Raw genomic sequence first — 25,458 nt, 5'->3', positions numbered from 1 at the left:
ATATAAGTACTTATTAAAAAGCACTTCAAAAAGAAGGGGGAGTTAAAATTGAAAAAAAGATTATTAGCATTACTGTTAATTGGAACTTTGGTCTTCACACTTGCAGGATGTACAGGAACGGATCAAGAACCCACAGATGGAGAGCCTGCAGATGAAGAAACTGCAGATAATGAAACATCATCAGGAGAAGCATTAAAAATTGGGATGGTTACAGATGAAGGCGGAGTACATGACCAATCCTTTAATCAGTCAGCGTGGGAAGGGTTAGAGCTTGCTGAAGAGGAACTAGGCATAGACCCTTCATATGTAGAATCTCAACAAGATGGAGATTTTGCACCGAATTTAGAAACTTTGCTTGAAGCAGACAATGATCTTATCTGGGGGGTTGGATTTAAGCTAGCAGATGCTATAAAGGATGCTGCAACAAATAATCCAGATCAGAAATATGCAATTGTTGACCACTCATTTGGAGATGAAACTCCAGACAACGTAGTAAATGTTATGTTTAAAGCTGAACAACCATCTTTCTTAGTAGGTTATATTGCAGGTCATATGACTGAATCTAACAACGTTGGTTTTGTTGGTGGAGTTGCAGGAGACATTATCTGGGGGTTTGATTATGGATTCCATGCGGGAGTTCAAGTGGACAAGTTACAATGAATGGAAGGAATATTGCCAATTTATCTCCTAGAGAGATTATAGATAGTGGTATCAATAATATACCAGAAGATAGACAAAAAAGAGGATTAGTTTTAGATTTTACTGTAGCTGAGAATTTAATATTAGAAAATTACCATGAGAAACCTTTTTCTCAAAAAGGTAGGTTAAATCATAAAAAAATTAGTGGTCATGCAATTGAATTGATGGAGAAATTTGACATCAGGCCACGAAATGATAAGCAGTTAGCTGGAGAGCTATCTGGTGGAAATCAACAAAAGGTAATTCTTGCTAGAGAGATCACTAATGATCCAGAAGTTTTAATAGCAGCTCAACCAACTAGAGGTTTGGATGTAGGAGCTATAGAATATGTTCATAGATATTTAATCGAGCAAAGAAATAAGGAAAAAGCTGTTATACTAGTTTCTTTTGAATTGGATGAGATAATGGATGTTTCAGACAGAATTGCTATTATTTATGATGGCAAAATAGTAGATATAATAGATGCAAATGATGCAGATGATGCAGATGAGAAAACTATTGGTCTTTTAATGGCTGGAGGAGGTTCTAGTAATGAAACAGAGTAAGATTTTAATAACTTTAATATCCATTATATTAGGATTATTAGTAGGTGGCATTGCATTATTAATAGCTGGATTTAATCCTATAGAAGCTTACGGAATAATGTTTAATGGTATATTCGGTAGTCCTAAATATATTGCATGGACTATAGTAAGGTCAACTCCTCTTATATTAACAGGAATATCTGTAGCATTTGCTTTTAAAACAGGACTTTTTAATATAGGAGCAGAAGGTCAATATATAATAGGAAGTTTAGCAGCCACTTTAGTGGGTTATTTTTTGGAAGCGCCAATAATAATACATGCAATTGTTGCCATATTAGCAGGTTGTTTAGCTGCAGCTATATGGGGAGGAATTGCAGGGCTTCTTAAGGCAAAATTTGGAATCAATGAGGTCATCACAACTATAATGTTAAATTGGACAGCCTTATATTTTAGCAATTTTGTAGTATTTTGGGAACCATTTAAAAGGCCTAACAGAGATGCCTCTCAAAAAATATTAGATACTGCAAGTATAGAGATACTAGAAAAGTGGAAAATTTCTGATGCAGGAAAAGAGGTTTTAAATAGTAACGAGTTTTTGAAAGACTTTTTAAATCCACCTATTAATTTTGGATTTATAATTGCAGTATTAATAGCAATTCTAGTATGGTACATATTAAAACATACTACATTGGGATATCAATTAAAAGCAGTAGGTTTTAATAAAGATGCAGCAGAATATGGTGGAATAGATGTTAAGAAAAAGATGATAATATCTATGGCGATAGCAGGAGCAATAGCAGGAGTAGCAGGCGCCACTCAGGTATTAGGAGTATCCAAAGAGACAGCTATATTAGCAACTACAGAAGGCTATGGTTTTGATGGAATAGCTGTTGCATTGATAGCGAGTAATCATCCTATTGCATCTATACCTGCGGGATTATTATTTGGTGGATTAAAATATGCAGGCAGTAAATTACAACCTAATATAGGAGCACCGATGGAAGTAATCAATATAACTATAGGGGTAATAGTGTTCTTTATTGCTATGCCAAAGCTTATTCAAATAATAACTTCATTTGTTAGCAGAAGAAAGAGAGGTGTAGAAGTTGACGATACTAAGTGATTTAGGAGGAATAATTGGTATAAGTTTAATGTACTCAGCACCTTTATTATATACTTCATTAGGTGGAGTTTTATCAGAAAATTCTGGAGTTGTAAATATAGGGCTTGAAGGCATGATGACAATAGGCGCTTTTGCTGGAGCAGCTGTAGCTTATTTTACTCAAAATCCATGGATTGGATTTGTAGCAGCTGCTATAGCAGGAGGACTATTGGCATTGTTACATGCAGTTGCATGTGTAACATTTACAGCTGATCATGTGGTTTCAGGGATTGCTATTAATTTTATTGGTCCAGGCTTAGCCTTATTTTTAACTAAAATTTTTTTTGACGGTGCAGCTATGACTATACCTTTAGATTTAGATCATAAGATTCCAAGACCATTAAATGGATTTTTTTCATCAATTTCAGTTTCAAATGATATATTAAAAGAAATTGTTGGTACCTTAGATTCGATATTCAATCAATATGCTACTGTCTATATTGCGTTTATATTGGTATTTGTTATTTGGTTTGTACTTTACAAAACCAAGATTGGATTAAGAATTCGTTCTGTAGGTGAGCACCCAAGAGCCGCAGATACCCTGGGTATAAATGTATATGCAGTGAAATACTTGGCAGTTATTTTATCAGGAGTATTGGCAGGACTTGGCGGTGCTGCAATGAGTATTGCAGTGGTGTCTAATTTTAGAGCAGCTCTAATATCAGGTCAAGGTTTTATAGCTTTAGCAGCTATGATTTTTGGAAAATGGAGACCACAGGGAGCTATGTGGGGATGCTTATTATTTGGTGCAGCTCAGGGTCTTTCAATTTATTTAGGAGGTACTACTCTTGGAATATCTTCTCAGTTGTTAGCTATGTTGCCATATATAATAACATTAATAGTGTTGATGCTATTTGTAGGGGAATCGAACGGACCAGCTGCAAATGGACAACCCTATGAGAAGAATCAAGCTTAAAAACTTTTAGCCTCATGTGAGGCTAAAAGTTTTTATATGAACAAATGATTTTGTACTTAATCATTTATTTTGGTATAATAATGTTAATAACTTAATAAATATGTATTAATATTATCTATAATAATAATCTTGGGAGTGAGCTCAATGAAATTAGGATACAATTTGGCACTTGAGCAAGTTCAGAAGTTAATAATGACTCCAGAATTAAGACAAGCTATACAATTGCTTCAATTTAACAGCCAAGAACTCAATGAGTATTTAAAAGAACGAATTGAAGAAAATCCTATGTTAGATCCAGTAAATGACGAGTTGGAATATGAAAATATAGATAATTATAGTAGTGAAAAAGATGAAATTGATTGGAAAGAGTATATTGATAAATATGATGATGTTGGTTACATGCCGCAAAAGGATAAGAATGCTAAAGAATATAATTATGAAAATTTTATCGGCTATTCACTTTCTTTAAGAGAAAATTTATTATTTCAACTGAATGTTTCAGTAGTTAATGAAGAAGATTTAAGAATTGGAGAAATTATAATAGAAAATATTGATAAAAATGGATATTTAATTTCTGATATTAATCAAATAGCTATGGATTTAAATGTTGAGGTTCAAAAAGTTGAAAACGTTTTATCTATTATTCAAACATTTGACCCTGTAGGAATAGGGAGTAGAAATTTAGAAGAATGTTTATTAATCCAAATAAATAATGATAAATCTAGAAATCCAAATGCAGATAAAATAATTAAAAAGTACTTAAAGGATTTGGCTAATAATAGATTATCAAAGATAGCAAAAGAGCTTAATATAGAATTAAAAGAGGTACAAGAAATTTACGATTATATAAAGACTTTAGAGCCGAAACCTGGTAGGTGCTTTAGTGATAATTCAGATAATGTAAAATATATCATTCCAGATGCAACTATTGAATTTGTTGATGGAGAGTATATTATATTATTAAATGATGTAACTGCTCCTAGATTGAATATCAATAAATTTTATAGGGAAATGTTAAGAAAAGAAAATGAATCTGAAGCAACTGAATTTTTAAACGAAAAGTTGAACTCTGCTTTGTGGATTATTAGGAGTATTGAACAAAGAAGGATGACAATCTACAACGTTGTAAAATCCATATTGAAGTTTCAAATGAACTTTTTTGAAATAGGAGAAAAAGGGTTAAAACCTTTGACATTAAAAGAAGTAGCAGAAGACATTAATATGCATGAATCAACTGTAAGTAGGGCTACTAATGGTAAGTATGTACAAACACCTAGAGGACTATATGAGCTAAAATATTTCTTCTGCAGTGGCATTTCAACTAATCAAGGAGAGGACATATCTTCTACTAGTATCAAAGCAATTATTAAAGAAATTATAGAAGGAGAAGATCCAAGCAAACCCTATAGTGATCAAAAAATATCTAATATTTTGAAGAAAAGAGGAATAAATATATCTAGAAGAACTGTTGCAAAATATAGAGATGAATTAAAAATTTCTTCATCATCAGTAAGAAAAAGATATTGATTTATGTTCTTTTAGTTTGAATTATGATAATAATTTGTTATTTTACTTTTCAACTTATATAAAATTTGCCAAATTTTCTTGAAAATTAAATATATATAGTATATAATAAAAAATGTAAGAAAATGAATATTTAGAAAATTGTTGCATGTCACTTGTTTATTCAGATGTGATATATGCACATTGTCATAAGCAAGGTCATTAGGAATTTTTGCATTTGCTATATTCGTATAGTATTTCTATGGCCTTGTTTTTTGTTATATTATTAGTACTTATTGGGGTGATTAGGGTGATTAATAAATAGAACTGTGTTCATTAAGTTCTAGTATTTATAAAAAACAAAGGGGGTATGTTTATGTTATTTGACTTATCGCCAATCTTCGCTTTGGTGCCATTAGTTATCTACATAATTCTAGCTTTTAAGGACATTAATGCAATCTTGAATGTTACTATTTGTGTATTATTAAGTGCTATTATTACGAAACAACCTTTAATGGAGATGGGAAATGTAATTAATGAAGCATTAGGATCTTTTTTAGCAATGATAGGATTTATTATAATGTTAGGAGCAGCTTTAGGAGAAATTTTAAAGAGAACAGGTGTAGCAGAATATATAGTATTAACGTTTATGAACAGAATAGGTATTAATAGTGAAAGAAAAGCAATTTTAGCAGTTATGATTTGTTCTTGTATTTTAGTAACTTTGCTTGGAACCCTTGCGGGGGCAAATGCTATTATTGCACCTATTGTTATTCCTTTAGTGGCAACAATTGGATTAACACCATCTACTTTAGCTGTTATATTTCAGGGAGCAGGAGCAACTGGACTATTCATAGGCCCATATTCCCCTCAAGTTGTGACTATAATGGAAGTTACTGGACTTAGCTATGGAGTATACTTATCTGGTGTAGGGATACCATTAGCTTTAGTCTGTTGGATAGTAACATTATTAATGTCACAAAGAATTCAAAATAAAACTAGAAATGTATATGCATATGATGATGTTGAAAAACCGAATACAGACTATAATTCAACTTCTGAAACTAAAAGAGCTACAATAGTATTCTTTTTATCACTTATTGTATTAGTTGCTTATGGAATTATTACTCAAGGCGGGTCATCTTATGCCATAGTCGTAATGTTTACAACTGCTATTTTAACAGGTATTGCAGGTAAATTAAGTCCAAACGTCATATTTGAAACTTTGGTAGAAGGTGCTAGCAAAATGGTATCGCTTTTTATCATGTTTGTTCTATTTTATCCATTTATAACTTTTATTTCAGAAGCTGGAGCATTTGATGCTTTAGTAGAGTTACTTCAACCTCTATTAGCATCAGAAAGTTCAATATTATTCTCTTTTATTGCTACCTTAACAGGAATATTTGGAATTGGAGGAGCAGCCGCTGCTCAAACAGTTGTAATGGATAATATGTTCAGCACTTTAGCTAATAACTTAGGAATTTCAACTACTTTATGGGCTTTAATTTTATTAGTAGGCTCTCAAATAACCTCTTTTGCTTATCCAGAAGCAGATATGCTTGGTCAAATGGGACTTGCAAGATCTAAAGATTTAAAGAACATGGTCAAATTTGGTATAACCCTTACAATTGCTACTGTAATATTAGTATTGATTAGATCTATCTTTAGTTAATTAAATTCTATAAAAAGATTTGAGGAGTGAAATAAATGGGTTTAAGAGAAAAAATAGATAATATTATTAATTCGACAGAAGCTAATGTGGGAGTAGCAGTAAAAACGTTGAATAATCAAGATATTATATCAATAAATGAGGATAGAATATTTCCTTCCGCTAGTTTAATAAAATTATATACACTTGCTGAGGCATGTCGCCAAATGAAAGAAAATAAAATAAAGCTTTCTCAAAAAATACTTTTAACGGATGAAGTTAAAGTAGGAGGAGATGGAATACTAAAGGAGCTGAATTCAGGACATAAACTTACTGTAGAAGAATTATTAATATTGATGATTATTATTAGTGATAATACTGCTGCCAATATTATTATTGATTTAATAGGAATGGAGAATATCAATGATTTTATAAGAACAATGGGTTTTGATTCTACTGTATTGCAGAGAAAAATGATGGATTTTAAGGCTGCAAAAGCAGGAAAACAAAACTTTACTAGTACAAAAGATGTATTGAAATTTTTTGACTATTTATATAAAGGAATACTTATTGATAGAGAAAGTTCTAGGTTTATGATAGAGATTTTAAAAAGACAACAAGTAACAGGAAGATTAGATTTATACCTACCTGAAGAAATTATAATAGCTCATAAGACTGGTGATTTAGATTATCTAGAACATGATGCAGGTATAGTATGTTTAGAAAATAATCACTATATCATTTGTGTTCTGACAGATAATAATATATCAAATAAAGATGGAAGAGAAATAATCGGCAAAATTTCAAAACTAGTATATCAGGAATTTTCAAAAAATATTTTATTACATCGTGACTAAATTGTATTATAAGGAAATTGTATATGTAATTGGAGATGGAAATTTTTAAGCTAATTAGACATTAAATATAGACAAGATGAATATATAACTATATATAAATTAATAATTCTAAAATTGTAGTAGTAGCTATAAATTTGTAATTGTTAAAATTAGATTGCTTTCTGGAACTCATTAGTAACATTCTTCTATTTTATATTAAAGAAGAAATAAACTAAGAAATATTATGGAGGGATGAAATATGAAAAAATTAAAAATGATTTTAGTGATTTTACTATTATTTACTTTTAATTTCAATTCAATAAGTTGTGCTAAAAATCCTAACAGTAATGATAATGAAAAGTATAAACAGTTTCAATCTAATATACCCAAAGTAACTGAAGACATGTTATATCCAGAATTTTGGATTAAAAATGCATCAAAGGTTAAAAAAGTTTTAAATACGCCTGAGGAAATAGAAGCCTATAATAGAGAAAACGTTGATATATGTGAACCTGTTGTAAATTTAGAGAATTACCAAGAAAGTTTTACTAAAGAAGAATTAACACAGTTAATCGAAGGTATAAGTAAACCTTCTAGTAGCCCTAGATATAATAATAAGGGGGAGCAAGTAGGAAAAGAATATTATGATGAATTGATTAAAAATTTAAATTTAAAAAATTTAGATACGGTTAATGAAGTTAGATATGGAATAACAGTAAGAAGAACTGAAATGAGAACTTTTCCAACTTATGATAGACTGTATAGTTCTCCTAATGACTATAATATTGATAGATCAATGGAAACAGCAGTTTATCCTATAGAACCAATGGTGATTTTATCTGAGAGTACAGATGGTGAATGGTATTTTGCTCAAATATATAATTATTTGGGATGGTTACCTGCTAAGGATGTTGCCATAACTGATAAAGATACATTATTTAACTATGTAAACAGAGAAGATTTTCTAGTTGTTACAGGTAGAAGAATACATACAAATTATAATTATTTAAAACCACAGATATCAGAACTTCAATTAGATATGGGTGTAAGAATTCCATTAGCAATAGAAGATGAAATACGAGAAGATTTTTATGGACAAAATCCTGCAGGTAATTTTGTTGTAAAGCTACCCATTAGGAATAAAGAAGGAACCTTAGAATTTGATTATGCTTTGATTTCGAGGTTAGCAGATATAAATTTAGGTTATCTACCATATACAAGAGAAAATATTATTAATCAAGCTTTTAAATTCCAAGGTGAACGTTATGGATGGGGCGGTATGTTTAATGCTAGAGATTGTTCCGCATTAATGATGGATATATATAGAACTTTTGGAGTAAAACTTCCTAGAAATGCATCAGAACAAGGGAAATTAGCAACAGGTGTATTCCATGAATTTTCAGAAAAAATGACATTGGATGAAAGAGAAAAAATATTGGATAAGTTAGGACCTGGAATAGGTTTGTATATGGATGGTCATGCGATGCTTTATCTAGGAGAGTATAAAGGAGAATATTATGCGATTCATGATTTTTCAGGTTTCTATACTGAAATTGATGGTGAGGTAGTTTATAAAAATGTATGGGAAGTTGCAGTTACCCCACTAAGTATATTAAGACTTTCAGATGATATTTATAAGACTTACCTAGAAGTTTTATATGGAGCAAGGGAGTTTATATTGCAGAATGAATTACCTAATAATTAGTATATAATTGGATAGGTGGTAAAAATGTATGATAAAAATACTGTATATGTAATTGGACACGGCAAAACCAATAAAGATAATGCTATTACAGAACAATTTAAGATATTTTTTATAGGATTTGTTATTGATACTGAAACTGATAAGGTTATTGATCTTTCATGTTCTTCAACAATATTTACCACTAGAGAGTTTATTGTCAGTATATTTATGGATAGGAAATTTGATAAATATTATGAAGATCTAGAAAATGAAATAATGAAAAGATATTTTGGTTCTTCACAAAAAGCAATAGTAATAGCCTATAAAGATGCATTAAAAAAATATTTAGAAGTTAAATCAAAATATTATTGTAAAGGGGAGTATTAAATGAAAATTAAGGATATAAAGCTTGGACATATATCTGTTCCACTTAAAAAGCCCTTCAAGACTGCTTTGAGAACAGTTAATAGCGTGGACGATATCATAGTAAGAATTGAAACCGATACTGGTTATATTGGATATGGAGAAGCACCACCAACGGGAGTAATAACGGGAGATACAACGGGGGCTATAATAGGTGCAATAGAAGATCATATAAAGAAACATTTAATTGGTATGGATATAGAAAATATAGAAGAAATAATGTTAAAATTAGATAACTCTATTGTGAAAAATACAAGTGCTAAAGCAGCAGTGGATATAGCCATTTATGATCTGTATGGACAGTTATACAAAGCGCCAGTTTATAAGTTACTAGGAGGTTATAGTAAGGAAATAGTAACTGATATAACCATAAGTGTTAATGATCCGGAAGAAATGGCTCAAGATAGTGTTGAAGCTGTAAATCAAGGATATAAAACACTTAAGATTAAAGTCGGTAAAAATTCAACACTAGATTTAAAACGTATGAAAGCTATTAGAGATGCTGTTGGATATGACGTGGATTTAAGAATAGATGCAAATCAGGGGTGGAATGCTAAAGAAGCTATATACACTTTAAGAAAGATGGAAGATGCAGGTTTGAATATAGAGCTTGTAGAGCAACCTGTACCAGCTCATGATTTTGAAGGACTAAAACTGGTAACTGATAATGTTAATATTCCTGTGATGGCAGATGAAAGCGTTTTTTCACCTAAGGATGCCATGACTATCATGCAAATGCATGCAGCTGATTTAGTTAATATAAAGTTAATGAAAACAGGTGGTATACATAATGCACTAAAGATATGTTCTATGGCTGAAGTATATGGAATAGAGTGTATGTTAGGATGTATGCTAGAAGCTAAGGTAAGTGTTACTGCGGCTGTCCATTTAGCTGCTGCTAAAAGCATAATTACTAAAATTGATTTGGATGGTCCAGTATTATGTAAAGAAGATCCAATCGATGGAGGTGCCATATTTGAGAATTATAGGATTACATTAACAGATGACCCTGGCTTTGGATTCAGAGAGATACATGGTGTAACTTATAGACATTAACATATAAAAAGTATAATTAAATGGTACAGAGCTATATGTTATTAAATTAAGGGGGGATAAAGATGGAACTAGGAAAATACGCATTAGTATCAGAATCATCATTATTGGCATTACTACCATTATTAGCTTATCTTATTATGGTCTTTAAAAATAAATCTAACTTAGCTGGATTAATAGTTGGTGTGATTGTAGGAGCAATTCTAACTGGACAAGGAATTGCAAGTTTAGCTGGTATCTTTGCTAACTCTCTAGGCTCTTTTTTAGCGATAATTGGAATTATAATTATGTTTGGAAGTGGTCTTGGTTACTTAATGAATAAAACAAAAGTTAGTCAAACGCTTGTATACTGGATAGTAAAAGGAATTGGTGTAGATAGTGAAAAAAAAGGTATGATAGCAGTTGTAGTTAGTTCTATTGTAATATGTGGACTGTTGGGAACGTTAGCAGGTGGAAATGCGATCATAGCTCCTGTTGTAATTCCTCTTGTTGCCACAGTTGGATTAACACCAAGTGCAGTTACATCGTTACTTAGAGTTGGTGGTGAAGTTGGGCTAATGGTAGGTCCATTGACTGGAGTTACTCTTGCTACTATGGGAGTTACTGGTTTATCCTATGGCGAGTTAATGTTATGGGCAGTTATTCCATTTAGTATTGTATGGATCGGTTCTACAATGTTTTCAGCAGGTAGAATTCAAAAAAAGCTAAAAGGTGTGGAAACATATGAGATAACTGATGAGATGATAGATATCAATGAAATGGTCATAACTAAAGAGCAAAAGCGTACAACTATTTTATTTCTTTTAGCATTCTTTTTACTAGTTGGCTTTGGTGTTATTACAGGACAAGGTACAAATTATGCTATAATTGTTATGTTAGTTCTATCTGCGGTACTTATAATAAGCAGTAGAATGGAAATTGATTCTGCAATTGATACATTCGTTGAAGGTGCAATGAAAATGGTAAACATGTTTTTTATATTTATTTTCTTTGAAGTTATGTTTTTTTTAATTAATCTCGGTGGTGGATTTGAAGCATTAGGCAATCTTTTAACAAATTTGGTAGAAGGCGGAGGAAAGGCTTTAGTTTTAATAATAGCATCTTTAATTGGAGGGTTTGGTATAGAAGCGGCTGCTGTTGCTGAAATTACTTTAGTACACGAAATGTTTATAGACTTAGTTAATTCAGTTGGTTTACCAATAGAAATTTGGGCTACTGCTCTATTAGCTGCTACAAGAATAACAGGATCTGTCTATCCAACTGCAAATCTTGCTGGGCAAATGGGTATTGCACGTTGTACAAATATGAAGGAAGTTTTAAAAGTATGTTGGATAGGTGCTGCTGCACTATGGATCTGGGTTATAATATGGTCACTTGTTGGGCCAATACTTGCTGGATAAAAATAAAAGTTATATAGAAAGTTAGATAGAAACTCCTGTCTTTAATTAAAGACAGGAATTTCTATCGTAATTGTCCTTGAAAATTAAAAACATATAGTTTATAATGTACTTGCAGGAGATAATGATATATTTTTTTATCTATTCCGGGACAAAAAATATACATTGGGGACAGTAATAGACCCTCAATATATAAATATTATGTTTTTCCATATACTAAGAAATAATTGATTTTAAGAGGTGCTTTTATATGGATTTAATTGAAATTGAAAAGAAGATAGCCCCTGAAATTTTTGATATTCTGGATATAAGGTACAATATTTTAAGAAATATTTATTATAACCAGCCTATTGGGAGAAGAGGGCTTTCTAATAAAATAAATATTGGAGAAAGAACAATACGAACCGAAGTGAACATTTTAAAAAAACAGGGCTTATTAAATGTTGAAAGCGTGGGTATGTATGTAACAGAAGAAGGGAAAAGAGTTATTGAAAATCTAGAAGATATAATAAGAGAATTGAGAGGCATATCTGAACTAGAGAAAAGATTAAAAAGAGTATTAAATATAGAAAATATAATAATAGTTCCAGGTAATTCCGATAAAAATGGATTAGTACTAAAGGATATGGGAAAAACTACTTCCATGTATTTAAGGAAAATAATACAAGATAATTTTATAATAGGGATTACTGGAGGAACAACAATGGCTAAAATTGCTGAAGAAGTTCCTGCCAATAAAGTTGCAGATAATATATTAGTAATACCTGCGAGAGGTGGTTTAGGGAAAGATGTAGAAACTCAATCTAATAGTATTGCAGCCAAATTGGCGAAAAAATTACAAGGTAGTTATAAACTTCTCCATGTGCCTGATAATATAGACAGAGAAACCTTGGAAGCAGTATTAAAAATTACAGATATAAAAGAAGTAATAGAGCTAATAGATAAGATGAACATATTAATATTTGGAATAGGAAGAGCAGATACAATGGCTGAAAGAAGACAATTGCCTGAGAAACAGAAAAAAAGAATGATTGAAAAAGGAGCTGTTGGAGAAGCCTTTGGTCATTATTTTGATATTGAAGGAAATGACATATATGAATCATTAACAGTAGGTATAAATTTAAAAGCATATAATAGTATTGACACTATTATAGGGGTTGCTGGTGGAGAAAATAAATCAGAAGCAATAATGGCAGTGGCTTCTTTGAGAAACGATATTACTATAATAACAGATGAAGCAGCTGCGAGAAAAATAATAAAAATTGTTGATAAAGCTACAGAGTAGCTTTTAATATATAATATTTATTTTAAAACAAGGAGGAATATTAATGACTATGAAAGTTGGATTAAGTGGATTTGGTAGAATTGGAAGAGATGTATTAAGAATTTACTTTGAAGAAAATCATACAGAAGATTTTGACATAGTAGCATTAAATGCATCAGGAGATTTAAACACTTTAGCACATTTATTCAAATATGATTCTCTTTATGGAAAGTTTAATGGAACTATAGAAGTAGTAGATGATGGGTTTGTTATTAATGGTAAAAAGATAAAAGTAATTGCACATAGGGACCCAGCAGAGATTCCATGGAAAGAATTAGGAGTGGAACTTGCAATCGATTCTACAGGAGCTTTTAGAGATAGAGAGGGTTTATCAAAACATATTGATGCAGGAGCTAAGAAAGTAATTCTTACTGCCCCAGCTAAAAATGGAGATATTACTATAGTAATGGGAGTTAATGATAAGGATTATGACCCAAAAAAACATAACATTATTTCAAATGCTTCTTGTACTACAAATTGTCTTGCACCAGTTTCAAAGGTTATAGTAGACAAATTTGGAGTTAAGAAAGCATTAATGACAACTGTCCATTCATATACAAATGACCAGCAAATATTGGATAAAAGACATAAAGATTTAAGAAGATCAAGGGCAGCAGCAGAATCAATTATTCCAACAACGACTGGAGCGGCTAAAGCAGCAGCTGTTGTAATTCCAGAGTTAAAAGGGAAAATAAATGGATTTGCTATGAGAGTTCCAACTCCAACAGTTTCAATAGTAGACGTAGTATTTGAAGTTGAAAACAATACAACAGCAGAAGAAGTAAACCAAGCATTAAGAGAAGCAAGTGAAGGAGAAATGAAAGGTATACTAGGATTTTCAGAAGAACCATTAGTATCTATAGATTATAGAGGAGATTCGCGTTCTTCAATAGTTGATGGACTTTCAACTATGGTAATAGACAACATGGTTAAGGTTGTTTCTTGGTATGATAATGAATGGGGATATTCAGCAAGAGTTGTGGATCTTGTAACAAAGGTTGCAAATAAGTAGGATTATGAGTCGTACTTTAGTGATAGGTTACGACATATTTATAAAGAACGGCATCTTCGAATCTTGGAGTGGAGGTGGCGTTCTTCCCAAATATGTCGTGAATTTCTACTAATTTATGATACACTTTTTATAAGAGGTGATATTATGTTGAATAAAAAAACATTGAAAGACTTAGATGTAAAGGGAAAAAGAGTATTAGTGAGATGTGATTTTAATGTTCCTATGGATGACAATAGAAATATTACTGATGACAGAAGAATAATCAGTTCATTACCTACTATAAAGTATTTGATTGAAAATGGAGCAAAAGTTATTCTAATGTCCCATCTTGGGAGACCAAAGGGGGAACCCAGTCCTAAATTTAGTTTAAAACCAGTAGCTAAAAGATTATCAGAACTATTAAACAAAGAAGTGTCATTTACAAATGATGATAGAATAGTTAGCAAAAAGGTAGAAAAAATGGTTTCAAATATGAAAGATGGAGACATAGTTTTATTAGAAAATACCAGATTTAGAAAAGAAGAGAAGAAAAATGAAGTAACTTTTGCTAAAGAATTAGCTTCGTTAGGAGACTTATTTATAAATGATGCATTTGGTACTTGCCATAGATCACATGCTTCAAATGTAGGTATTTCAGATCAATTACCATCTGCAGTAGGATACTTAGTAGAAAAAGAAATAGATGTGATGGGTAAAGCTTTGGAAAACCCCAAAAGACCTTTTGTTGCAATATTAGGAGGAGCAAAAGTTTCAGATAAAATTGGAGTGATAGAAAATCTACTCAATAAAGTGGATTCCATAATAATAGGTGGAGGTATGGCCTATACTTTTTTAAAAGCTCAAGGGCTTGAGATTGGAACATCTATAGTAGAAGAAGATAAGCTAGATTTAGCCAATGAGTTACTCAAAAAAGCGGAAGAAAAAAATGTGAAGCTATTATTACCAGTGGATATTGTGGTGGCTAAAGAATTTGATAATGATACTGAGTTTAAAACAGTTTCCATAAATGAAATCCCTGAGAATATGATGGGGATGGACATGGGAGGGGAAAGCATAAGAGCATTTTCAGAAGAGATTATAAATGCCAAAACTGTTATCTGGAATGGTCCGATGGGAGTATTTGAAATGGAGAACTTTAAGAAAGGTACAGATGCAATAGCTAAATCAATGGCAGAGTCTCAAGCAACTACAATAGTAGGTGGTGGAGATAGTGCTTCAGCTGTTGAAAAGGCAGGATATGCTGAAAAAATGACCCATATTTCAACTGGTGGAGGAGCATCTTTAGAATTCTTTGAAGGCAAGATGTTGCCAGGGATTGCCGCTATCGACGATAAATAAGGAGTGATAAACATGCGTGTACCAATAGTTGCTGGAAATTGGAAAATGAACAATACTATATCTGAATCCCTTACATTAATAAGTGAAATAAAGGAGCAGAATTTAAATGAAAATGTAGAAACAGTAGTGGCAGTTCCATATACCAGTTTAAGTGAAGTGAAAAAAGTCCTAGAGGGAACAAACATAAAATTAGCTGCACAAAATATGCATTGGGAAGATAAAGGAGCTTTTACTGGTGAAGTGTCTCCGTTGATGTTAAAGGAGATTGGAGTTGACTATTGTATAATTGGACATTCTGAAAGAAGAAAGTATTTCAATGAAATAGATGAAACTGTAAATAAAAAGATTGAATCGGCTCTAAACAATAATATTAAACCTATAGTATGTGTAGGAGAAACATTAGAAGAAAGAGAAAGTGGAAGAGAAGAAGAAATAGTTGGAAGACAAATATTAAAAGGCCTACAAGATATAGATAAAAAAAGTGTTAAAGATATTATAATAGCTTATGAACCTATTTGGGCAATAGGTACGGGCAAAACAGCGTCAAGTAATGATGCCAATAAGATGTGTAGCTTTATTAGAAAAACTATTGCTGACAAATATGGCGAAGAGATTAAAGAATCTATAAGAATTCAATATGGAGGAAGTGTAAAGCCAAACAATATAAGAGAATTAATGAATAAGGATAATATTGATGGTGCATTAGTAGGTGGAGCTAGTTTAAGAGCTGAAGATTTCATTAAGATAGTAAACTATTAAATGGAGGATTTAAATATGACTAAAAAACCAGTAATGCTAATAGTATTAGATGGTTGGGGTATTGGAAAGGATTATGATGGTAATGCTATCTATTTGGCACATACACCCAATTTTGATAGACTCATGAAGGAATACCCTAATACTCAATTAAAAGCAAGTGGATTGGCTGTTGGGCTACCTGAGGGGCAAATGGGTAATTCGGAAGTTGGGCATTTGAATATTGGTTCTGGTAGAATAATATATCAAGAGCTAACTAAAATAACTAAATCAATCGAAGACGGAAATTTTTTTAAGAAAGACGAATTTTTATGCGCAATTAATAATGCAAAAGAGAATAATTCTAAACTTCATTTAATGGGATTGGTATCTGATGGAGGAGTTCATAGCCATAATACTCATCTATATGCATTGTTAGATCTTTGTGCAGAAGAGGAATTTAATGATGTATACATTCATGTATTTCTAGACGGAAGAGATGTGCCACCTACTGTTGGGAAACAACATATATTAGAGCTTCGAGAGAAAATAGATGAAATTGGTGCTGGAAAGATTGCTACTGTGTCTGGTAGATACTATGCTATGGACAGAGACAAGAGATGGGATAGAGTTAAATTAGCATATGAAGCTATGATACTAGGAAAAGGTAATATGAATGAATCGCCAACAGATACAGTACAAAAATCCTATGATGATGGTGTAAATGATGAATTTGTAATTCCTACTGTAATAACTGAAAATGGGAAACCCGTTACTACTATTGATAATAACGACTCAATAATATTTTTTAACTTTAGGCCAGATAGAGCAAGACAGATTACAAGAGCAATAGTAGATGAGAATTTTACAGGATTTGTTAGAGATAAGGAAGTAGATACGTTCTTTGTAACTATGACTGAATATGATAAGACCATAGAAAATGTTCATGTTGCATTTAAGACTGAAACACCAAACAATACTTTAGGAGAATATGTGAGTGATCAAGGTCTTAATCAGTTAAGAATTGCAGAGACAGAAAAGTATGCTCATGTGACTTTTTTCTTCAATGGAGGAAGAGAAGAGTCTTTTAAAAATGAAGATAGAATATTAATACCTTCACCTAAGGTGACTACTTATGATTTAAAACCTGAAATGAGTGCTATAGAAGTAAAAAATGAGATGTTAAGCAAATTGAATCAGGATAAGTATGATTTAATAATCTTAAACTTTGCAAATCCTGATATGGTTGGCCACACTGGTATAATAGATGCGACAATAAAAGCAGTAGAAACTGTGGATGACTGTTTAGGTGAAATAATAGATGTATTATTAAAGAAAGATGGTAAGGCATTGATCACAGCAGATCATGGCAATGCTGAAATGTTGATAGATGAAAAAAACGGTAGTCCAGTTACATCCCATACAATTAATAAGGTACCATTGATACTAATTGGTGAAGAAAATGTTAGATTAAAGGAAGGAATATTAGCGGATTTGGCACCTACTCTATTAGACATGATGGGACTTGAAAAACCAAATGAAATGACAGGTGAAAGTCTTATAAGATTTTAACAATCATTTATACCTTGTCATCCTTCGCTGAAGGCGAAGGATTGTTAGACTGTAGAAATTATTAATTGATAAAAGAGGAGGAATAAGGATGAGTTTAATTACGGATGTATATGCTAGAGAAGTATTGGATTCTAGAGGTAATCCAACAGTTGAAGTTGAAGTTTGGACAGAATTAGATGCTTATGGTAAAGCTATGGTACCATCAGGAGCCAGTACTGGTGCATTTGAAGCTGTAGAATTAAGAGATGGAGATAAAGAAAGATTTTTAGGCAAAGGCGTTTTAAAAGCAGTTGAAAATGTTAACAATATTATCACAGAAGAACTTATTGGAATGGATGTATATGATCAATTAGGTATAGATAATATGCTTATAGAATTAGATGGTACTAAAAATAAAGGGAAATTAGGGGCGAATGCTATATTAGGAGTGTCATTAGCGGTAGCCAAAGCAGCAGCAGATGAACTGGGAATGCCTCTTTATCAATATATTGGAGGAGTAAATGCAAAAGTACTTCCAGTACCAATGATGAACATTTTAAATGGTGGAAAGCATGCTGATAATAATGTTGATATTCAAGAATTTATGATAATGCCTGTTGGAGCCTTAAACTTTAGAGAAGCATTGAGAATGGGAGCTGAGATATTCCATAATTTAAAATCTGTATTAAAAGGAAAAGGATTAAATACTGCTGTTGGTGATGAAGGTGGATTTGCACCAGATCTATCTAGTAATGAAGAAGCTCTTAGGACAATAATAGAAGCTATTGAAACGGCAGGCTATAAACCTGGGGAAGAAGTAGTTTTAGCTTTAGATGTAGCTGCTACAGAAATTTATGATGAGAAAAAAAATGTATATAAACTTGAAAGCGAAGGTAGAGAATTAACAGTTGATGAGATGATAGATTACTATGCAAACTTAATAGAAAAATACCCCATTATTTCTATAGAAGATGGCTTATCAGAAGATGATTGGAGTGGCTGGAAAAAGCTTACTGATAGATTAGGGAATAAGATACAGTTAGTAGGAGATGACTTGTTTGTAACCAATACTAAACGATTAGAAAAAGGAATAGAGTTAGGAGTATCTAATTCAGTTTTAGTTAAACTAAATCAAATAGGTACTTTAACAGAAACACTAAATACAATAGAAATGGCAAAGGTCAATGGATATACGGCAGTAGTATCCCATAGATCTGGAGAGACAGAAGATACTACAATAGCTGACTTAGTAGTTGCAACCAACGCAGGACAGATAAAAACAGGAGCACCATCAAGAACTGATAGGGTATCTAAGTATAATCAGTTATTACGAATAGAAGATTTTCTTGGATTTACTAGTGAATACAAAGGAAAGGATATATTCTATAATTTAAAGAAATAGTAAGGTGCACCTTACTATTTCTTTATTACTGTTGAAATTATTAATTATATTGATTTTATACACGTACTATGTTAAAATATTCTTGTTTATGGCTATAATAAAAATATATATTTCCATTTAAGATATGGGGGGTGTAAGAATGACAATTTTATTTTCAATAATTTTTCTAATATCAAGTATATCTTTAATTGTTGCTGTATTATTACAAGAAAGTAAATCAGAAGGATTAGGCGCTATAAGCGGAGGAGACAATAATAACTTTTTCAGTAAATCAGGGAATAGAAGTAAAGAAGAAATACTTCGTAAAATAACCACAATTTCAGCAATTGTGTTTATGATATCTGCAATAATTCTAGTAGCAATTTAAAATATTTAAGGGAGGTATGTTTAAATGGACTATATACTAATAGCTGCTCCAGTAGTCGGTATAATAGCTCTAATTTTTGCTATGTATAAATCTAACTATATAAGTAATATAAATTCTGGCAATGATAGGATGAAAGAAATAGCTTCATACATTGAAGAAGGGGCAATGGCTTTCTTGCAGAGAGAATATAGATCAGTATCTATATTTGTTGTTGTTCTATTTGTCATCTTAATATTTGCTATAGATTGGCAAACTGCTGTTTCTTTTTTAGTAGGTGCAATATTCTCAATTCTTGCAGGATATAATGGGATGAAAATAGCTACAAAAGCAAATGTTAGAACAGCTAATTCCGCAAAAGAAGATGGAATGAACAAAGCGCTAAATGTTGCATTTTCTGGTGGAGCAGTTATGGGAATGAGTGTTGTTGGATTAGGATTACTGGGTGCTGGAATACTATACATAGTATTCGAAGATCCATCAATTGTTACAGGATTTAGTTTAGGAGCTTCATCAATAGCTTTATTTGCTCGTGTTGGTGGTGGAATATATACTAAGGCTGCTGACGTAGGAGCTGATTTAGTAGGTAAAGTTGAAGCAGGAATACCAGAGGATGACCCAAGAAACCCTGCTGTAATAGCAGATAATGTTGGTGATAATGTTGGTGACGTAGCAGGTATGGGAGCTGATTTATTTGAATCGTATGTAGGAGCCATAATATCTGCAATTACATTAGGATTAGTGGCTCATGGAGATGAAGGTGTTAAATTTACATTAGCATTAGCAGCAGTAGGAATAATAGCTTCAATAATAGGTGTTTTCTTTGTAAGAGGAGACAAAGATCCTCAAAAATCACTTAACAATGGGACTTTAGCAAGCTCAATTATTACAATGGTTGGAGCTGCAATATTAAGCAATAGCATTTTAGGTTCACTTAAACCTTTTATAGCAATTGTAGCTGGATTGCTAGTTGGATTGATAATAGGAAGAATTACAGAGTACTATACATCTGCTGATTATAAACCAGTAAAGAAGATTGCAGATGAATCTGAAACAGGTTCAAGTACCAATATTATTAGTGGTTTATCTGTAGGTATGTTATCTACAGGAGGACCAATAATAGTTATAGCTATAGGTATTATAGTTGCTTTTTATGCTTCTGGTGGAATAAACGATATAACTTCAGGATTATACGGTATAGCATTAGCAGCAGTAGGAATGCTTTCAACAGCAGGAATGACTATAGCAGTAGATGCTTATGGTCCAATAGCTGATAATGCAGGCGGTATCGCTGAGATGTGTGAGTTACCTGAAGGAGTAAGAGATATTACTGATAAATTAGATGCTGTTGGTAACACTACTGCAGCTGTAGGTAAAGGATTTGCAATAGGTTCAGCTGCATTAACTGCTTTAGCATTATTTTCATCCTATACTCAAGCGGTAAATCTAAGTGGGATAGATTTAACTGAGCCTACAGTTATTGCAGGATTATTTATAGGTGGAATGTTGCCTTTCTTATTTGCAGCTATGACTATGGATGCAGTAGGAAAAGCAGCTAATGATATGATTGAAGAAGTAAGAAGACAGTTCAGGGATATTCCAGGTATAATGGAAGGTAAGACTACCCCTGAATATAAGACATGTGTTGATATAAGTACAAAAGCAGCTTTAAGAGAAATGATTATACCGGGAGTTATGGCAATAGTAGCACCTGTACTAGTTGGATTACTATTAGGAGCAGAAGCTTTGGGTGGTTTATTAGCAGGTTCATTGGTTACTGGAGTGTTGATGGCTATATTTATGGCAAATGCAGGTGGAGCTTGGGATAATGCTAAAAAATATATAGAAGAAGGACATCATGGAGGAAAAGGCAGCGAAGCTCATGGTGCAGCAGTAGTCGGAGATACAGTAGGTGATCCGTTCAAAGATACATCTGGACCTTCATTAAACATTTTAATAAAATTAATGACTATAGTTGCATTAATATTTGCACAATTATTTGTAAATTATGGTGGAATATTGTTTTAATGGAATCTGATAAAAAAGCTCTCCTATGGAGAGCTTTTTTTATTATAATATCACAGGTATGTGTGACATAACCGGCTAGTAATAATAAATAATTAACATAAAGTGTTATATTCGCATATATATAGTTAATAATATTTATTATGAAGATAGAAGGAAGATATCAGATGAAGATTAAGATTGAAGGTATGGAAATTAACTATATAAATGTAGGAGAAGGTAGAAATGTATTAGTGCTCCATGGCTGGGGAGCTAGAATGGTTACAATTCTACCAATAGTAAATCTCTTAAAGCATAATTTTAATGTATATGCTTTAGATTTACCAGGTTTTGGGCAAAGTCAGGAACCGAAGCAAGCATTTAACTCAAAAGATTATGCTAGAGTTGTTAAAAAATTTATTGACACCATGGGGATTGATAAAATTATATTAATAGGACATTCATTTGGTGGTAAAATATCTATAATATTGAGTACACATTATCCTGAAATAATAGAAAAAATAGTATTGATAGATAGTGCAGGATTGATCCCAAAAAGAGGACTTAAATATTACTTAAAAGTCTATGCTTTTAAAGCACTTAAATTTTTATATAAAATAATTTTTTTCTGGATAGAAGATAATATGAAGATAGAGAAATTTTATAAGAAGTTTGGTTCAACTGATTATAAAGATTCAACTGGTATAATGAGAAAAATACTTGTTAATGTAGTAAATGAAGATTTAAAACCAATGCTTAAAGATATACAATTTCCAACATTATTAATATGGGGGAATGAGGATACTGATACACCTCTTTATATGGGAAAAATCATGGAAAGGGAGATACAAGATAGTGGGTTGGTAATTCTTGAAGGTGCTGGACATTATTCTTATTTAGATAATTTCAATGAATTTTCAATGATACTAAAAGCTTTTTTATTGACTGAAGATAAATAATTAGCTGCTGTAGTGATTAGGAGGTGAATAGGTTTGTATAGTTTAATGATTTTGTTCTTGATAATAGTACTGTTATATTTAATTGTAAGAAGATCTAAGTTCTTTTTGCATATGATGCAATTAGAAGGATACAAACAAGAACAGTATATAAGATGGCTGCAGAAAAGTAACAGGGCGTATACAAGAATGCTTAGAAAGAATTCAACCTTTATACTTATAATGACTATATTATATATAATTGTTATTGCCTTATTGATAAATAATAAAGGAATTCAGTTATTAATGTGGATTTTATATAATATACTTTGGCTATTCCATATGATACTAACATTAAAGACAAAGAACAAAAAAAAGAAAAAGCCTTTAATATTCACAAGTAGAGCAAAAAGGCTTTTTATAGCCAATTTTATGTTGAATTTAATATTAGTAGTAGCAGTTTTTATTATTTATATAAACCTCTATGATAATGACTTAGTCTACTTTCCAATAGTATTATTTGTGGGGACTGTTCTTTATTATTTTCAATCATATTCTATATATATATCCAATATAATAATTAAACCTATTGAGAATAGCATAAATAATTATTTTTTTGAAAAAGCACAAGAAAAAATTAATTCTCTAGAAGATTTGCAGGTAATAGGAATTACAGGAAGTCTTGGAAAGACGAGTACTAAATTTATTACGGCAACTATATTAAAGCAAAAATATAAGGTATTAAATACTCCAGAGAGTTATAATACTCCAATGGGATTGAGCAAGATAATAAATGAACAGCTAAATGACAAGTATCAAGTATTTATCGCAGAAATGGGTGCTAGGAATATAGGGGATATTAAGGAATTAGCAGAGTTAACTAGGCCTGATATAGGAGTTGTTACATCTATAGGTCCTACTCATCTTGATACATTCAAAAATATAGATAATATAGCGAAGACAAAGTATGAGTTGATTGCTGAACTTTCAGCTGATGGAGTGGCAATATTCAACTATGATAATGAATGTTTAAGGAAATTAGCAGATAAAACCTTTAAGAGAAAAATCTTGTATGGTATGAATGATTTTGATAAATTAGACATATATGCTGAAGACATAGAAGTTACAAAAGATGGATCTACTTTCACAATCAAAGATAAATATGGGAGAAGTATACAATGTACGACAAAATTATTGGGTAAACATAATATATATAACATATTAGCTGCAGTTAGTATATCTATTGCATTAGGATTAGATTTAGAAGAGATAAAGAGAGGTATAAAAAAGGTAAAACCAATACCTCATAGACTTAATATAATAGATCCTGGTACTGGAATTATAATAATTGACGATGCTTTTAATTCTAATCCCATAGGGGCAAAAGCAGCATTAGAAGTACTAGATCAATTTAAAGAAGGCAGAAAAATAATTGTAACTCCAGGAATGGTAGAACTAGGTAAAATAGAAAAAGAAGCAAATAAGGAGTTTGGGATGAATATTGCTAAGGTATGTGATTATGTTATCTTGGTAGGTAAAGATATAACTATACCTATTTATGAAGGTTTATTAAAAGAAGGTTATAATGAGAAAAATATTTTTATTGTAAATGATTTGGATGAAGCTAAATTAGAAATTGAGAAAATTGCAAGACCAAAGGATGTAATATTATTTGAAAATGATTTGCCCGATAATTATTATGAGTAGTCAGGAGGGGTAAAAATGAAAAAGAAAGTGGCTATTGTTTTTGGGGGGCGTAGTGTAGAACATGACGTTTCAGTAATAACAGGGTTACAAGTATTAGAAAATATTGATAAGCAGAAATATGATACGATACCTATTTATATAGATAAAAAAGGCAAATGGTTTACTGGTGATAGTTTAAGAGAATTTAAAAACTTTAAGAACAATAATCTTGTAGATTTAAAGCCTGTATTATTATCATTGAATACTGATGAATATAACTTATATCTTAATCCAAGTAGTGCAAGACTACTTTCCAGAAAAGTAATTGATGAGATAGATATTGTATTTCCTACAATACATGGTGTTAATGGAGAAGATGGAACAATACAAGGAGTATTTGAACTAATAAATATACCATATGTAGGTGGAGGAATAATAGCTTCATCAGTAGGTATGGATAAGATAATAATGAAGGATGTTTTTAAAGCAAACGATTTGCCAATAGTAGATTACGCATGGTTTTACAGAAATAAATGGTTTGAAAAACAAGAAGAAATAATAAAAAGAATTGAAGAAGATCTTGGATACCCATTATTTGTAAAGCCTGCTAATTTAGGATCCAGCATAGGGATTTCAAAAGCTAAAGATAGAGATAGTTTAATTGATGCCATTGAAGTAGCTATAAGATATGATAGAAAAATTATTGTTGAAAAGGCAGTTGAAAATGCAAGGGAAATTAATTGTGCTGTATTGGGATATGATGATAATGTATTAGCGTCACTATGTGAAGAACCTTTGGGCTGGAAAGAAATACTAACATTTGAGGATAAATATATAAGAAGTAATGTTAAAGGAGCAGGAAAAGAGAATAGTCGTAGAATCATTCCTGCTGATATCAATGATGATATAAGAGAAAAAATAGAAAAAATAGCCATAAAGTCCTTTATAGTAATTGATGGAAGAGGAAATTCTAGGGTAGATTTTTTAATAGATGAAGAAGAAAATATTTATATCAATGAAATAAATACTCTACCTGGTTCTATAGCATTTTATTTATGGGAAGATAAAGGATATCCTATGAAAAAATTGATAGATGAAATGATTAATATTGCAATAAAGGTACATGAAGATAAAAATAAAAATATGTATACTTATGAAGCAGATTTATTTAATAAGGTAAACTTAGGAAGCATGAAAATTAGAAGTGAGAAGGTTTAAAGCTATAACAAAATAATAAACAAAGAGATAAAGAATGGAGGAAA

General features: G+C 31.5%; 21 protein-coding genes and 1 pseudogene. All 22 read left to right on the top strand.

Annotated features, from left to right (window positions below):
- Positions 1-204: 204 nt before the first annotated feature.
- The 22 genes and pseudogenes from K8M07_RS02890 to K8M07_RS02785 all read left to right on the top strand — a co-directional run bounded on the left by K8M07_RS02890 (position 205) and on the right by K8M07_RS02785 (position 25,414).
- Complete coding sequence (locus K8M07_RS02890; protein WP_223376592.1) at positions 205-660, top strand: BMP family ABC transporter substrate-binding protein; 456 nt, start codon at positions 205-207, stop codon at positions 658-660.
- A pseudogene (locus K8M07_RS02885) lies at positions 642-1,244 on the top strand (ATP-binding cassette domain-containing protein); the annotation flags it as partial. The gene K8M07_RS02890 and the pseudogene K8M07_RS02885, both read left to right, overlap by 19 nt.
- A complete protein-coding gene (locus tag K8M07_RS02880; RefSeq protein WP_223376383.1) occupies positions 1,231-2,346 on the top strand; it encodes an ABC transporter permease in 1,116 nt (371 codons plus the stop codon). The pseudogene K8M07_RS02885 and the gene K8M07_RS02880, both read left to right, overlap by 14 nt.
- Before the next feature lie 28 nt (positions 2,347-2,374).
- The gene (locus tag K8M07_RS02875; RefSeq protein WP_223376591.1) at positions 2,375-3,301 is read left to right on the top strand and encodes an ABC transporter permease; all 927 of its coding nucleotides are present in this window, start codon (positions 2,375-2,377) and stop codon (positions 3,299-3,301) included.
- Between the two features lie 144 nt (positions 3,302-3,445).
- Positions 3,446-4,828, top strand: coding sequence for an RNA polymerase factor sigma-54 (rpoN, locus tag K8M07_RS02870; protein WP_223376382.1), 1,383 nt, complete (start codon positions 3,446-3,448; stop codon positions 4,826-4,828).
- A 352-nt stretch (positions 4,829-5,180) separates the two neighbouring features.
- Positions 5,181-6,476: an SLC13 family permease gene (locus K8M07_RS02865; RefSeq protein WP_223376381.1), complete on the top strand. Its 1,296-nt coding sequence runs from the start codon at positions 5,181-5,183 to the stop codon at positions 6,474-6,476.
- Positions 6,477-6,511: 35 nt separating this feature from the next.
- Complete coding sequence (locus K8M07_RS02860; protein ID WP_223376380.1) at positions 6,512-7,309, top strand: serine hydrolase; 798 nt, start codon at positions 6,512-6,514, stop codon at positions 7,307-7,309.
- A 238-nt stretch (positions 7,310-7,547) separates the two neighbouring features.
- Complete coding sequence (locus tag K8M07_RS02855) at positions 7,548-8,993, top strand: SH3 domain-containing protein (protein ID WP_223376379.1); 1,446 nt, start codon at positions 7,548-7,550, stop codon at positions 8,991-8,993.
- 24 nt (positions 8,994-9,017) lie between these two features.
- Positions 9,018-9,359: a DUF3870 domain-containing protein gene (locus K8M07_RS02850; protein WP_223376378.1), complete on the top strand. Its 342-nt coding sequence runs from the start codon at positions 9,018-9,020 to the stop codon at positions 9,357-9,359.
- Positions 9,360-10,451, top strand: a complete 1,092-nt coding sequence (locus K8M07_RS02845; RefSeq protein WP_223376377.1) for a dipeptide epimerase — start codon at positions 9,360-9,362, stop codon at positions 10,449-10,451.
- Between the two features lie 62 nt (positions 10,452-10,513).
- The gene (locus K8M07_RS02840) at positions 10,514-11,848 is read left to right on the top strand and encodes a TRAP transporter large permease subunit (protein WP_223376376.1); all 1,335 of its coding nucleotides are present in this window, start codon (positions 10,514-10,516) and stop codon (positions 11,846-11,848) included.
- 247 nt (positions 11,849-12,095) lie between these two features.
- The gene (locus K8M07_RS02835) at positions 12,096-13,130 is read left to right on the top strand and encodes a sugar-binding transcriptional regulator (protein ID WP_223376375.1); all 1,035 of its coding nucleotides are present in this window, start codon (positions 12,096-12,098) and stop codon (positions 13,128-13,130) included.
- A gap of 43 nt (positions 13,131-13,173) precedes the next feature.
- Positions 13,174-14,181, top strand: a complete 1,008-nt coding sequence (gene gap, locus K8M07_RS02830; RefSeq protein ID WP_223376374.1) for a type I glyceraldehyde-3-phosphate dehydrogenase — start codon at positions 13,174-13,176, stop codon at positions 14,179-14,181.
- A 147-nt stretch (positions 14,182-14,328) separates the two neighbouring features.
- The gene (locus tag K8M07_RS02825) at positions 14,329-15,519 is read left to right on the top strand and encodes a phosphoglycerate kinase (RefSeq protein WP_223376590.1); all 1,191 of its coding nucleotides are present in this window, start codon (positions 14,329-14,331) and stop codon (positions 15,517-15,519) included.
- A 12-nt stretch (positions 15,520-15,531) separates the two neighbouring features.
- Complete coding sequence (gene tpiA / locus K8M07_RS02820; protein ID WP_223376373.1) at positions 15,532-16,278, top strand: triose-phosphate isomerase; 747 nt, start codon at positions 15,532-15,534, stop codon at positions 16,276-16,278.
- A 15-nt stretch (positions 16,279-16,293) separates the two neighbouring features.
- Positions 16,294-17,826: a 2,3-bisphosphoglycerate-independent phosphoglycerate mutase gene (gene gpmI, locus K8M07_RS02815; protein WP_223376372.1), complete on the top strand. Its 1,533-nt coding sequence runs from the start codon at positions 16,294-16,296 to the stop codon at positions 17,824-17,826.
- A gap of 88 nt (positions 17,827-17,914) precedes the next feature.
- Positions 17,915-19,207: a phosphopyruvate hydratase gene (eno, locus tag K8M07_RS02810; protein WP_223376371.1), complete on the top strand. Its 1,293-nt coding sequence runs from the start codon at positions 17,915-17,917 to the stop codon at positions 19,205-19,207.
- 139 nt (positions 19,208-19,346) lie between these two features.
- On the top strand, positions 19,347-19,574 hold the full coding sequence (gene secG / locus K8M07_RS02805; protein WP_223376370.1) for a preprotein translocase subunit SecG: 228 nt from the start codon (positions 19,347-19,349) through the stop codon (positions 19,572-19,574).
- 24 nt (positions 19,575-19,598) lie between these two features.
- Complete coding sequence (locus K8M07_RS02800) at positions 19,599-21,599, top strand: sodium-translocating pyrophosphatase (protein ID WP_223376369.1); 2,001 nt, start codon at positions 19,599-19,601, stop codon at positions 21,597-21,599.
- 164 nt (positions 21,600-21,763) lie between these two features.
- Positions 21,764-22,534 carry an alpha/beta fold hydrolase gene (locus tag K8M07_RS02795; protein WP_223376368.1) on the top strand — a complete coding sequence of 257 codons (771 nt, stop codon included), beginning with the start codon at positions 21,764-21,766 and terminating at the stop codon, positions 22,532-22,534.
- 33 nt (positions 22,535-22,567) lie between these two features.
- A complete protein-coding gene (locus K8M07_RS02790) occupies positions 22,568-24,217 on the top strand; it encodes a UDP-N-acetylmuramoyl-tripeptide--D-alanyl-D-alanine ligase (RefSeq protein WP_223376367.1) in 1,650 nt (549 codons plus the stop codon).
- 15 nt (positions 24,218-24,232) lie between these two features.
- Positions 24,233-25,414, top strand: coding sequence for a D-alanine--D-alanine ligase family protein (locus K8M07_RS02785; RefSeq protein WP_223376366.1), 1,182 nt, complete (start codon positions 24,233-24,235; stop codon positions 25,412-25,414).
- Positions 25,415-25,458: the final 44 nt, after the last annotated feature.

Origin of the sequence: Schnuerera sp. xch1 (assembly GCF_019931165.1) — a bacterium.
Taxonomy (GTDB): Bacteria; Bacillota; Clostridia; order Tissierellales; family Tepidimicrobiaceae; genus JAIOUP01.
This window is presented reverse-complemented; position numbering and strand designations above follow the sequence as displayed.